The sequence below is a fragment of the Flavobacterium frigidimaris genome, assembly GCF_002217275.1.
Classification (GTDB): domain Bacteria; phylum Bacteroidota; class Bacteroidia; order Flavobacteriales; family Flavobacteriaceae; genus Flavobacterium; species Flavobacterium aquidurense.
Genome location: NZ_MUGV01000029.1, coordinates 61,038 through 73,278, shown reverse-complemented (window position 1 = coordinate 73,278; position 12,241 = coordinate 61,038). Strand labels below are relative to the sequence as shown.

Here is a 12,241-nt window from a genome sequence, read left to right as displayed (position 1 = left end):
ACATTTCAAAAAAAATGATTTACTTAATTACCGGAGGCGAACGATCAGGAAAAAGCAGTTATGCCCAAAATTTAGCGTTGAAACTTTCGGATACACCAGTTTATGTCGCAACAGCCAGAAAATGGGATGATGATTTCCAGAACAGAATCGACCGCCATCAGCAGGAACGCGACGAACGCTGGACCAATATTGAAAAAGAAAAACATTTAAGTGAAATTGATTTTTCAGGAAAAGTGGCGCTGATTGATTGCGTAACACTTTGGTTAACCAATTTTTTTGTTGATACAAAATATGATGTGGCTGTAAGTTTGGAAGAAGCAAAAAAAGAATTTCTTGCCATGGCCAGTCAGGAAAATGCAACACTAATTATTGTGACCAACGAAATTGGAATGGGGGTTCATGCGGAAACTCATATTGGCAGAAAATTTACAGAATTGCAAGGCTGGATGAATCAGTTTTTGGCCTCAAATGCAGATGAAGTGGTTTTGATGGTTTCTGGAATTCCGGTAAAAATAAAAGGCTAAAATAAATTCCAATTTTTTTAAATTCCAAATTCCAACGCTTTACTTTACCTTTACTTAAATCTTTAAACCTTTAAATTCTACAATGAAAATGACTTTGATTTTTGCAATTGTCATTCATTGGAATTTGGAATTTAAAAAAACTGGAATTTAAATGAGCTACTTAGATGATATTTTAAAATCGCGCCGTGATACCCGACATTTTACCGCTGATGAAGTTCCTGATGAAGTGATTGAAAAAGCTTTACAGGCCGGACATTGGGCACCATCGGTTGGACTTACGGATGCTACACGATATTATATCATTAAATCAGCAGATGTAAAAAGTGCTATTAAAGATTTGTTTTTGGATTATAATAAAAAAGCCGAAACGCTAACGGATAATCCGGAACAAAAAGAACATTATAAATCGCTGAAATTAGAAGCGATTGAAGAAGCACCTATTGGATTAATTATTGCTTATGACCGATCAGTTCTGAATCAATTTACGATTGGAACTGTTGGCAGCAATGAAGCAGTTAAATTTAGTTCGGTTTGTGCAGCTCAGAATATCTGGCTTTCCCTTACCGATCAGGGTTACGGCATGGGCTGGGTTTCTATTTTGAATTACCATCAATTTAAAAAAATACTTGATTTACCAGAAAACATTGAACCTCTGGGTTATTTCTGCGTTGGAAAACCAGCCACGAATTACAACAATCAGCCGATGTTGCAGCAATTGCACTGGAAACAGAAATCAGAAGCTCCAATTTGTACAGAAATTAAAAATGTAACAGAAAGTTATATTTCTGATTTGAAATTAAAATCTGAAAGGGAAGCTGAGAATGAAAATGATTTCAGTAAAGAATTACAAGAAAAAATAGACGGTAAAACCAAACCAATTGGAGCTTTAGGAACTCTGGAAACTTTAGCTTTTCAGATCGCAACGGTTTTTGAAAGTTTAAATCCGAAAATTATAAATCCGAATATTGTTGTTTTTGCAGCAGATCACGGAATTGCAAATCATGGTGTGAGCGCTTATCCGCAAGATGTAACGCGACAAATGGTTGGTAATTTTCTGGATGGCGGCGCGGCAATCAATGTTTTTTGCAAACAAAATGACATTCAGTTGTCCATTGTAGATTCGGGCGTAAATTATGATTTTCCAACCAATGCTAATTTGATTAATGCTAAAATCGCTAAGGGAACCCAATCGTTTCTACACGCGCCTGCCATGAGCGAAACCGAATTACAATTGTGTTTTGAAAAAGGAAAAACAATAGTCGAAAATATTGCAAAAACAGGTTCAAACTGTATTGGTTTTGGCGAAATGGGAATTGGAAATACTTCTACAGCTTCTGTTTTAATGAGTCTTTTAACTGGTTTTCCGATTGAAGAGTGTGTTGGAAAAGGAACCGGAGTTGAAGATAAAAAATTACTTCAAAAAGAGGATTTTCTTAAAAGTGCCATTAAAAATTATTCCGGTCAAGCCGAATTAAAAGAGCAACTGGCTTATTTTGGCGGTTTTGAAATTATACAAATGGCAAGCGGAATGCTGACTGCGTTTGAAAACAATATGCTAATTTTAATTGACGGTTTTATTTGCAGTGTCGCTTTTTTAATTGCCTCAAAAATAAATCCTTCCACAATTAAAAATGCTGTTTTTTGCCACTGCTCTGCGGAACAGGCACATCAAAAATTACTTCAATATTTACATGCAAAACCAATTTTAAATTTAGATTTGCGTCTCGGAGAAGGAACGGGTTGTGCAATTGCTTTTCCTATTTTGAAATCGGCAGAGGCTTTTTTGAATGAAATGGCCAGTTTTGAGAGTGCCGGGGTTAGTAGGAAATAGAGATTTTAAGTTATTATATATGCCGTATATTAAAGTTTACATTCATTTTGTTTGGAGCACAAAAAATAGATTTCCATTTTTAGATTCAGTAGAATTGAGAAAAAAAGTTTGGAACCACATAAGTGACAATGCAAAAGAGAAAGGAATCTATATTGATTTCATAAATGGATATTCAGATCATTGCCATTGTTTAGTTTCCTTGGGAGTTGAACAAAATATTAAAAAAATCATGCATCTAATTAAAGGAGAATCTTCTTTTTGGATTAATAAAAATAAATTGACAAAAGAAAAATTTGAATGGCAGGATGAATATTTTGCAGTTTCAGTTTCAGAATCTGTAGTTGATAAAGTTCGAGATTATATTATGAAGCAAGAAATTCATCATGAAAAGAAAAGTTTCCAAGAAGAATATGATGAATTTATTAGCAAATTTGGATTTTATAAAACATTGGCTAAATAGAATTTGGCTAAAGCCAGAATAGCGCAATTTTATAACCTCCAGATAAATCTGGAGGCAATTCAATTATAAACTATGAGGATTTACCAGATTGTTTTGAATAGCCCCCAGATTTATCTGGGGGAAAAAAAATGACAATAAAAGTGGCTTTAGCCAAATAAACACACCAAGAATTAAATGAAAAAAGAACTACATATTTTCTTTACCTGTTTAATGTTTTATACCCGAATTCCATGTCCAAAAAACATCGATCACAATCCTGATTATTTAAACAAAGCCACACGCTATTTCCCTTTTATTGGATGGATTGTGGGAAGTATTTCTTTTTTGGCTTTTTATATTTTTGCTCAATTTCTTTCTGTTGAAATCGCAGTTATTTTAGCTATTATCGCTTCTATTCTGACAACCGGTGCTTTTCATGAGGATGGTTTTGCAGACGTTTGTGATGGTTTTGGCGGCGGCTGGACTAAAGAAAAAATCTTACTGATAATGAAAGACAGTGCCATTGGCGCTTATGGAGCCATTGGCTTGGTTTTATTATTTTTATTAAAATTTAAATTACTTTCAGAATCGATTTCTCTTTTTCAGATGGAAAATCCGATCGGGCTTCTACAAGTTTTTCTTTTGTTTCTCTCTGCTCATGCCTTAAGTCGTTTAGCCGCCATCAGTATTACTTTTACACACGAGTATTCCAGAGATGATGCTACTAGCAAAAGCAAACCAATTGCAAAAAAACATACCTGGAAAGAAATTTCAGGAGCATCTATCTTTGGATTATTACCTCTTTTAGCCCTCTCCTATTTTCAATACAACTTCCTTCTAGCTATAATTCCTGTTTTTATAACACGTTATTTTTTAGCTCGTTATTTCCAGAAATGGATTGACGGATATACCGGAGATTGTCTTGGCGCAACACAACAGGTTTGCGAAGTTGTTTATTATTTAAGCTTTCTTTTGATATGGAAATTTATCTAGTCCGCCATACTGAAACGGCTTGCGAGAAAGGCGTTTGTTACGGACAATCTGATGTTGATTTAGCAAAACCTTTCGATTCTATATTTAAAAACATTCTTTCGCAATTACCTACGGAAGCTATTATTTTCTCAAGTCCTTTAAAGAGATGTGCAATTTTGGCTCAATACATTCAGGACAATATCAAAACGATATCTTACGAAGAAGACAAACGTTTAATGGAAATGGATTTTGGTGATTGGGAGATGAAAAAATGGAATGATATAGTACCGGAACAACTTAATCCGTGGATGGAAGATTTTGTAAATGTTCGGGCATCCAATGGAGAATCTTTTGTTGTATTGCATAAACGCACGGAAGCATTTTTATCAGATTTAGTTTTAAAAAAAATTAAAGAACCTATCATTGTGGTTTGTCACGCCGGAATCATCAGAAGTATCTTATGTCATCATACTTCTTTAGCATTAAAAGATGCTTTTCAAAATAAGGTAGATTTTGGTGAAGTCATTAAAATCGAACTCTAGGAAAGGTTTTGTTTAGAATTTCACTTAAAAAGTAAAACAAATTTGATAATTCAGTATTTTTAACTTTATCTTTGCCCGAAATTTAAGGTTGTGTTTTAATTTTAAAAACGCATTAAAAGGGAATCAAGTAAATTCTTGAGCTGTACCCGCAACTGTAAGCTAAGTTCTGAAAAGAATGCTTGTTGTTAACTACAAAACCACTGCTCGCCCCGGCGAATGGGAAGGTAAACAACAAGACGCAAGCCAGGAGACCTGCCTTTATAACAAATATCGAGCTCTCGGGAAAAAGAGTGTAGAAATTATGACTTTAAAAAAACTTTTTGCTTTTTGCTTGCTGTTGTTGTGCCAGATTATGTCGGCGCAGAGCGATTCTATTACAAAACTGAAAACGGTTGTAGTTTCTGATTCTAACCTTAAAAAATATTCTACTTCACAGTCGGTTTTAAAACTCAATGATTCTGTTATCAATAAAAATGAGGCTTTATTAACGGATCTTTTAAACTTCAACTCTACTATTTATTTCAAAGAATACGGACGAGGCATGCTCTCTACAGTTGCTTTTAGAGGAACAACTTCTTCACAAACTGCTGTAATCTGGAACGGGATCAACATTAATTCTCAAATGAACGGAAGTACTGATTTCAATACGATATCAGGTTCAGACTATAATTCGGTTAGTGTAAAAGCTGGTGGAGGAAGTGTTATTTACGGAAGCGGAGCCGTTGGAGGAACTGTACACTTAAATAACGATTTGGCATTTTATAATCGTTTTGAGAATAATTTAAAACTAGATTACGGCAGTTTTAATACGATCGGAATAAATTATAAAACCAATATTTCAAATAAAAAATGGAGTACTCAGATTGGTTTTTCGAAAAACAGTTCAACAAACGATTATAAGTACCTGAACCAATATACCTGGAAAGGCGAACAACGCTGGAACCAAAATGGACAATATGATATTATAACCATGAGTGCCAATTTGGGTTATAAATTTGACACCAAAAATAGTCTGAAATTATACAGCCAAACTTCTAACACAGACCGAAATACTTCATTAATAACTGAAACAGAAACCAGAAGTAAATACGTTAATGGCTTCAATCGAAACTTACTAGAATACGATGGTGATTTCGGAAAATTAAAAACCAATTTCAAAACCGCTTACATTTTTGAAAATTACCAATATTACGCTGATAATTCGACTGATCTATATACCTTCGGAAAAACGGAAAGCTTTATCGCCAAGGCTGATTTAGGGTATACTCTTTTTAAAGCAACACAAATTAACGGGATTTTAGATTACAACCGAACCAAAGGTTATGGCAGTGGTTTTGGCGACAATACCAGAGAAATTAGCTCCGCCGCTTTACTGGTAAAACAAGATTTTTCAAAAGATTGGAAAAACGAATTTGGAATCAGAAAAGAGTTTACCGATAATTACAAATCACCTGTTTTATTCTCCTTGGGATCTTCTTATCAATTCGGAAAACTATATAATTTGAAATTGAATTTATCCCGAAATTTCAGAATTCCAACTTTCAACGATTTATATTGGGAAGAAGGCGGAAATCCGGATTTAAAACCGGAAAGTTCATATCAGGCAGAAATTGGAAATGTTTTTACTTATAAAAATATTTCGCTTACGCAGACATTTTACTATATCAAGATTACTGATTTATTGCGTTGGGTTCCCGGAAGCAACGGCATCTGGACACCTCAAAATACAGATAAAGTCAATACCTACGGAACTGAAACTTTACTGAGCTGGAAAAAACAATATGGCAAAAATTATTTTGGTGCCAACGCCACTTATGCGTACACGGTTTCTAAAGATATAGCAACTGACAAGCAACTCTTTTTTGTTCCTTTTAATAAAGTTACTGCAGCTGTTTCTTATTCAAGAAGTAATATTTCAGCTTATTACCAATTTTTATATAACGGTTTTGTGTACACACAATCCGACAATGATCCAAATGAAATTGTAGATGCTTACTTGGTTTCCAATATAGGAATCGACTATGATTTTAAATTTTTAAGTTCTTTCAAACTAGGATTCCAGGTTTTAAATCTTTGGAATGAAAATTATGAAAGTCTTGAAAACAGGCCAATGCCAGGCAGAAATTTTAATGTGTATTTAAACCTTAAATTTTAATATAATGAAGTTAACCAGACTATTTTTAGTAGCATTGAGCGTATCGCTTTTTGTTTCTTGTTCAAACGATGACGATAATAATGATCCTAAAGGAGCTTATGATAACGGATTTTTCATCTTAAACGAAGGAAATTCTGGGGGTGGCTCAGTTTCTTTTGCAAGTGATGATTTAGCAAATTTCACATCGGATGTGTATAAAACTGCAAATCCTACCGATGTTGCAGGGGTATATCTTCAAAATATCTTTTTTGATGGAGATAAAGCGTATATCATTGCTGGTGGATCAAACGTAATTAACGTTGTAAATCGTTACACTTTTAAGTTAGTTGCAAAAGTTGAAACAGGTCTTATAAACCCAAGATACGGAGTTGTAAAAGACGGAAAAGCGTACGTAACAAACGCAAATACTTACTCATACATCAACCCGGCAACTGGTGATACGGATGATTATATTGCTGTAATTGATTTGGCTACAAATAAAGTAGAATCTAAAATTGAATTGGGTGCTACGGCAAACAGAATTTTATTAGAAAATGGTAAATTATACATTACAGAGCCGTATTCAAGCGACAAATTATTAGTAGTAAACCCTGCAACGAAAGCATTAGAAACTCCAGTTAATCTTGGATATGGTGCAGATACTATGGAAGTAAAAGATGGCATCTTATATATCTTGAGAAAACCTAATGGAGAAAGAAGCGAAATCTTAAAAGTAAAATTATCAGACAAAGGAACTAGTAAGATAGTATTCCCAGAATCTTTAGACGGTGCAAGTAATTTAGATATCTATAATGATAAAATTTACTACACTGTAAATAAATCAGTTTATGCAATTACTACTACAGCAACGGCAGCTTCAACAGCAGCAATTTTTACTGCAGCAATTTCTGCAAAAGGTTCTATTTATGGTTTTGCGGTAAATAATGATAAGATTTTTGTTGCTGATGGAGGAGATTTCGGATCAAACAGTAAAGCTTACATCTACAACTTAAGTGGAAGTTTGCAAAAAGAATTAACAGTTGGTGTAGGACCAAATGGTTTTTACTTCAACGATTAATATTTCTAAATTTTAGAATTAGTTTTTGGATTTTTTTTTGTAAAAAAGGCTTTCATTTCTGAAAGCCTTTTTACTTTTATTCTATTTTATTTCAATGCTCTTAAAAGGCCTTCCGGTGCTTTTTCAATAAACATTTGGTTTCTTATTCCGTTCATTGCTTTAACATCTGTAAACGTTTTTAAAGCTTGTGTTTCATCCTGTGGCACTTTCTTCGCCGTCGAACCTGTAATCTTTGAAATCGCCAAATTCAATAAAGGCTCAGATGGATCTCCTAAAACCCCCATATTACTAGCAACTTCCAATTGTTGATAGGTGGGAATCAAACCATCGGTATACTCTCCAAAATCAACAGCATTTACAATTTTCAAAACCAAAGGCTGCATGGCATATTTATGATTTGGATTTCTATTTGTTTTTCCAAAACTTGGAGAATCATATAATGTTACTGAACCTACATTTTTACCCACTGTTGTCTCTCCTACCTGAACTACCGTTATATAAGGAGCTAATCCGTTAATAACCAATTCACTTGCAGAAGCAGTTCCACCAGTAGTAATAATATATATTTTAGACAAATTCAAACTGTTAATCCCGGCTCCGTCTATTTTATCAGGAAACCTCACATTCAACGATTCGGGATCTTCACTTTCGTAATATTCATTCACCTTCGGATTCCATTTTTCTTTAGCAAAAATTTTAGTAGCAAACTGACCGGTAATCATACTCGCTAATCTCGATGCAGTTTGAATAGAACCACCACCATTATATCTTAAATCTAAAACAAAATCAGTAATTCCCTGTGATTTTAATGTAGCAAAAGCAGCATTAAGCTGAGCATCATAATTAGCATAAAATCCGTTATACATTAAATAACCAATTTTATGACTTCCAGAAATAATAACTTTATTGATAAAAATCGGGTTCTCATCTAAAGTTGTTTTAACTAAGGCAATCGTTTTTCCATTAGTGGTAAAAGCGCTTCCATTATATGAAGCCATATTAAGGGTATAGCTATCAGCATTTAAAAGTGATTGATAATTTGAAACCGTAAGTTGTGCTCCATTTATTCCTGTAAATAAATCTCCACGTTTAATATCTTTAGTTGAAGCATCAGAATTTGGAATAATATATCGTACAAAACCAACCAAGTCTGTAGTACTTCCTGGCTTATAACTCAATCTAAAGTCGACTCCATTATTTTTTGATGTCCCTTGAAGTTCCTGTTCTAAAACAGTATAATCATCTACAATCCAACTAAAACGATCTATTGCCTGTCCTTTCGGAAATTTGCTAATCGGTTTATTAAGTAAGTCCTGAAATAAATCTTCGGGTTCAGCATATCCTTTTAAAAAAGAGTTAAGAGCCTCCTGAGAACTAAAGCGATTGTCTGCTAAATTAGGAACATCAGGCTGCCATAAGTAAAACTGATTCAGTCCTTTCCAGATAAAATCATTCACTTGCAAATCTGCCGGAGCAGCAACATCATCCTGATCTTCACATGATTGCAATGCAAAAGCAAGCAAAAACAGTAGCAATAAACTCTTTAATATTGTTTTCATATAGGTAGGTATAGTGGTATTCAATACTATATTAACGTAAAAATACTACCTTTAGTTTTAACTGTATTCAGTTTCAGCAATTTTTTCAAAAAAAAATCACAAACACGTTGTAACAAAAATAATAGTGCCTCGTCTTGACTATATAAGCTTACTTGTAAATACTGATTAATTGAAAAAATCATAATCCGCAAGTAATTTATAACCGACCAAAAACCAACAAATAACCAATTATGAATCAAGTTGCGTTTATAGAATTAATCAATCCTTTTAAAGACAAAGTTTTTCGTCTGGCAAAAAGATTGCTTACCAGTACTGAAGAAGCTGAAGACGCCACTCAGGAAGTAATGGTGAAATTATGGAATAAGAAAGAAAATCTAGACGCTTATAATAATATTGAAGCTGTTGCAATGACAATGACCAAAAATTATTGTCTGGATCAGTTAAAATCTAAAAGAGCCGGAAATCTGAAAATAGTTCACAACAATTTTACAGACCGCGAACCTCAATTGGATAAAAAATTAGAAGATTCCGATAGCCTGGAATGGGTCGAAAAAATTATAAATCAGTTGCCCGAGCAACTCCAAATATTAATTCAGCTTCGCGATGTTGAGCAATATGAATTTGATGAAATTGCTAAAATTGTCAACATGAATGAAACGGCTATTCGGGTAGCACTTTCGAGAGCGAGAAAAAAAATAAGAGAATCAATGGTTAACACACACAGTTATGGAATTAGATAAAATAGAAAATATATTAGAAAAATACTTTCAGGGAGAAACTACTATTGCTGAAGAAAAAGAATTAAAAGAATACTTTTCTTCACCGAATGTTGCGCAGCATTTAGAGCAATACAAACCAATGTTTGGTTATTTCTCTCAGGTAAAAGAACAAAAATCGACACAGGAGATACCACTAAAAACTAAGAAACGAAATGTGGTGTGGTTATCGATTGCAGCTTCAGTTGTTGTTTTACTGGGAATCGGAACCTTTTATTTTGCAAGTCAAAAAACTACGACTCAGGTTGTAGCGCAATCAGAATTAGGAACCTATGATGATCCGGAAGAAGCTCTTGCCGCAACGCAAAAAGCTTTGGCCTTATTATCAAACAATGTAAATGTAGGTATTGGAAGTGTACAATACATTAAGGAATACGAACAATCAAAAAACAAAATTTTTAAACAGTAATTAAATCAATCAAAAAAAATGAAAAATTTCATCATAACACTAGTTTTCGCATTCGTTAGCACCGCTTTTTATGCTCAGGGAGCATTTGATAAATTTGATGGTCAGGACGATGTAACCTCAGTAATTGTAAACAAAAAAATGTTCGATTTAATGAGCAAAGTAAAAGTTGACGCTTCTGATAAAGAAATGCAGCAATACATCAGTCTGATTAAAAAATTAGACTACCTAAAAGTGTTTACAACAAAAAACCCTAAAATCGAAGCTGAAATGAAAGCCTCAGCAGATAAATATGTTAAAACTGCTGGTTTAGAAGAATTAATGAGGATAAATGACGGTGGCAGAAACGTAAAAATATCCGTAAAATCAGGAGCAACAGACTCGCAGGTAAGAGAATTACTAATGTACGTTGACGGAGCTAAAGGTGACGAAACGGTTTTACTATCTTTAACAGGTAATTTTGATATCAACGAAATCTCGGTACTAACAGATAAAATGCAACTTCCTGGAGGTTCTGACTTAAAAAAAGCCTCTAAAGGCAAAAAATAATCATGAAACTAAATGTTTTTACCACGGCCATTTTAGTATTACTTACTTTGATAAGTTGTAATTCTGAACCTTCATTACAGAAATATTTTGTACAGAATACAGAAAATAAGAATTTTATCGCTCTGGATATTTCACCAACTATTTTAAACGTTGAAAAATCGAAATTAACAGCAGCACAGACTGAAGCTTTAAATTCTTTTGACAAAATGAACATCCTGGCATTCAAAGCAAATGCTACAAATCAGGCGCAATTTGAAACAGAAAGAACAAAAGTTAAAGCTATTTTAAAGGATCCAAAATACCAAAAATTAATGTCTTTTGGTTCAGGTAAAGATGGCGCTTCGATAAGTTACGTTGGCACGGATGAAAACATTGAAGAATTTGTGATTTTTGCCAACAGAAAGGAAAATGGTTTTGCAGTAGTTCGTGTTTTAGGAAAAAATATGAATCCGAATAATATCATGACCTTAATGTCTGTTTTGAAAGAATCAAAAATTGACATGGAACAATTGAAGCCTTTGCAGCAATTGGTTAATAAAAAATAATCATCTTACTTAGACAAGAAAAGCTCCAAATATTTGGGGCTTTTTTTTTGATATTAAATGAAAGATTATACTTAATAATTTTTTTAGTATGTTTTAAATTATTGGAAGTGAATTTAAGTATATTTGCACGTGGCAAAATTTTATTTATTGTCCAAAACTTACTAAATAACAAGACTTACAAGCTAAAACCAAAAATACAAAACATTGAAAAAAGCATTAAAAATTGTACTTAAAATATTTCTAGGTTTCTTAGGTTTTATTTTACTATACCTAATAGTTGCATTTTCTCTTTCAAAAATAACCGTAAATCAAGAACCTAAAACAAAACCCGAAGTCGAAATATACATTTTAACAAATGGTGTGCATACGGATATTGTAATGCCTACCAAAACTGATCAGATCGACTGGAGCAAACAAGTAAAATTTGAAAACACTAAAGCTGCAGATTCAACTTACAAATATATTGCCATGGGTTGGGGAGACAAAGGTTTTTACCTGGAAACACCTGAATGGTCTGACTTAAAAGCATCTGTAGCATTCAAAGCTGCATCGGGCTTAAGTACAACTGCAATTCATGCAACTTACTACAAAAACTTAAAAGAAGGTGACGATTGTAAAAAAATAATGATTAGCAGAGCGCAATACAACCGTTTAATAAAGTATATCTCTGAAAGTTTCCAAAAAGATGCTTCTGGAAGTTTCTTAAACATAAAGACAAATGCAAATTATGGTAAAACCGACGCTTTCTATGAAGCCACCGGAAGCTACAGCTTGTTTCATACATGCAATACATGGGCAAATAGCGGTCTAAAAATAAGTGGTCAAAAATGTTGTTTTTGGACTGCTACCGATTCAGGAATTTTTTCGAAATATAAATAAACTTAGA

The 12,241-nt window shown here is 33.5% G+C and carries 13 protein-coding genes and 1 riboswitch; of the genes, 12 read left to right on the top strand and 1 reads right to left on the bottom strand.

Translation table 11 applies throughout. The features are described 5' to 3' along the window. Positions 1–14: 14 nt before the first annotated feature. The 7 genes from cobU (at position 15) to B0A65_RS16740 (ending at position 7,520) form a co-directional block, all read left to right on the top strand. Complete coding sequence (cobU, locus tag B0A65_RS16770) at positions 15–524, top strand: bifunctional adenosylcobinamide kinase/adenosylcobinamide-phosphate guanylyltransferase (RefSeq protein ID WP_074659607.1); 510 nt, start codon at positions 15–17, stop codon at positions 522–524. 151 nt (positions 525–675) lie between these two features. Then, positions 676–2,355: a nicotinate-nucleotide--dimethylbenzimidazole phosphoribosyltransferase gene (gene cobT / locus B0A65_RS16765; RefSeq protein WP_074659606.1), complete on the top strand. Its 1,680-nt coding sequence runs from the start codon at positions 676–678 to the stop codon at positions 2,353–2,355. A gap of 19 nt (positions 2,356–2,374) precedes the next feature. Continuing rightward, positions 2,375–2,815 (top strand): IS200/IS605 family transposase, encoded by a 441-nt coding sequence (gene tnpA, locus B0A65_RS16760; protein ID WP_074659605.1) that lies wholly within the window; start codon positions 2,375–2,377, stop codon positions 2,813–2,815. Positions 2,816–2,989: 174 nt separating this feature from the next. After that, positions 2,990–3,787, top strand: a complete 798-nt coding sequence (locus tag B0A65_RS16755) for an adenosylcobinamide-GDP ribazoletransferase (protein ID WP_074659604.1) — start codon at positions 2,990–2,992, stop codon at positions 3,785–3,787. Continuing rightward, a complete protein-coding gene (gene cobC / locus B0A65_RS16750; RefSeq protein ID WP_074659603.1) occupies positions 3,772–4,308 on the top strand; it encodes an alpha-ribazole phosphatase in 537 nt (178 codons plus the stop codon). The genes B0A65_RS16755 and cobC overlap by 16 nt, the downstream gene beginning before the upstream one ends. 68 nt (positions 4,309–4,376) lie before the next feature. Next, a riboswitch (cobalamin riboswitch) is annotated at positions 4,377–4,582 on the top strand. Between the two features lie 27 nt (positions 4,583–4,609). Beyond that, positions 4,610–6,463: a TonB-dependent receptor plug domain-containing protein gene (locus B0A65_RS16745; RefSeq protein ID WP_074659697.1), complete on the top strand. Its 1,854-nt coding sequence runs from the start codon at positions 4,610–4,612 to the stop codon at positions 6,461–6,463. Between the two features lie 4 nt (positions 6,464–6,467). Further along, positions 6,468–7,520 carry a YncE family protein gene (locus B0A65_RS16740; protein ID WP_074659602.1) on the top strand — a complete coding sequence of 351 codons (1,053 nt, stop codon included), beginning with the start codon at positions 6,468–6,470 and terminating at the stop codon, positions 7,518–7,520. Positions 7,521–7,606: 86 nt separating this feature from the next. Here the strand turns inward: B0A65_RS16740 and B0A65_RS16735 are convergent, their stop codons facing one another. Further along, positions 7,607–9,079, bottom strand: a complete 1,473-nt coding sequence (locus B0A65_RS16735) for a S41 family peptidase (RefSeq protein ID WP_074659601.1) — start codon at positions 9,077–9,079, stop codon at positions 7,607–7,609. A gap of 230 nt (positions 9,080–9,309) precedes the next feature. On the opposite strand from B0A65_RS16735, the gene B0A65_RS16730 reads away from it, so the two are divergent. The 5 genes from B0A65_RS16730 (at position 9,310) to B0A65_RS16705 (ending at position 12,234) form a co-directional block, all read left to right on the top strand. Continuing rightward, the gene (locus B0A65_RS16730) at positions 9,310–9,819 is read left to right on the top strand and encodes an RNA polymerase sigma factor (protein ID WP_074659600.1); all 510 of its coding nucleotides are present in this window, start codon (positions 9,310–9,312) and stop codon (positions 9,817–9,819) included. Further along, positions 9,806–10,264 (top strand): hypothetical protein, encoded by a 459-nt coding sequence (locus B0A65_RS16725; protein ID WP_074659599.1) that lies wholly within the window; start codon positions 9,806–9,808, stop codon positions 10,262–10,264. The genes B0A65_RS16730 and B0A65_RS16725 overlap by 14 nt, the downstream gene beginning before the upstream one ends. Before the next feature lie 18 nt (positions 10,265–10,282). Further along, positions 10,283–10,810: a DUF4252 domain-containing protein gene (locus tag B0A65_RS16720; protein ID WP_026984096.1), complete on the top strand. Its 528-nt coding sequence runs from the start codon at positions 10,283–10,285 to the stop codon at positions 10,808–10,810. 2 nt (positions 10,811–10,812) lie between these two features. Further along, the gene (locus B0A65_RS16715) at positions 10,813–11,355 is read left to right on the top strand and encodes a DUF4252 domain-containing protein (protein WP_074659598.1); all 543 of its coding nucleotides are present in this window, start codon (positions 10,813–10,815) and stop codon (positions 11,353–11,355) included. Positions 11,356–11,559: 204 nt separating this feature from the next. Further along, positions 11,560–12,234, top strand: a complete 675-nt coding sequence (locus tag B0A65_RS16705) for a TIGR02117 family protein (RefSeq protein ID WP_074659596.1) — start codon at positions 11,560–11,562, stop codon at positions 12,232–12,234. Positions 12,235–12,241: the final 7 nt, after the last annotated feature.

Bases quoted from the DNA above. Each gene is read 5' to 3' on its own strand.
- B0A65_RS16745 (WP_074659697.1), top strand. From the start codon at position 4,610: ATGACTTTAAAAAAACTTTTTGCTTTTTGCTTGCTGTTGTTGTGCCAG.
- B0A65_RS16725 (WP_074659599.1), top strand. From the start codon at position 9,806: ATGGAATTAGATAAAATAGAAAATATATTAGAAAAATACTTTCAGGGA.
- cobC (WP_074659603.1), top strand. From the start codon at position 3,772: ATGGAAATTTATCTAGTCCGCCATACTGAAACGGCTTGCGAGAAAGGC.
- B0A65_RS16720 (WP_026984096.1), top strand. From the start codon at position 10,283: ATGAAAAATTTCATCATAACACTAGTTTTCGCATTCGTTAGCACCGCT.
- tnpA (WP_074659605.1), top strand. From the start codon at position 2,375: ATGCCGTATATTAAAGTTTACATTCATTTTGTTTGGAGCACAAAAAAT.
- B0A65_RS16715 (WP_074659598.1), top strand. From the start codon at position 10,813: ATGAAACTAAATGTTTTTACCACGGCCATTTTAGTATTACTTACTTTG.
- cobU (WP_074659607.1), top strand. From the start codon at position 15: ATGATTTACTTAATTACCGGAGGCGAACGATCAGGAAAAAGCAGTTAT.
- B0A65_RS16730 (WP_074659600.1), top strand. From the start codon at position 9,310: ATGAATCAAGTTGCGTTTATAGAATTAATCAATCCTTTTAAAGACAAA.
- B0A65_RS16735 (WP_074659601.1), bottom strand. From the start codon at position 9,079: ATGAAAACAATATTAAAGAGTTTATTGCTACTGTTTTTGCTTGCTTTT.
- cobT (WP_074659606.1), top strand. From the start codon at position 676: ATGAGCTACTTAGATGATATTTTAAAATCGCGCCGTGATACCCGACAT.
- B0A65_RS16755 (WP_074659604.1), top strand. From the start codon at position 2,990: ATGAAAAAAGAACTACATATTTTCTTTACCTGTTTAATGTTTTATACC.
- B0A65_RS16740 (WP_074659602.1), top strand. From the start codon at position 6,468: ATGAAGTTAACCAGACTATTTTTAGTAGCATTGAGCGTATCGCTTTTT.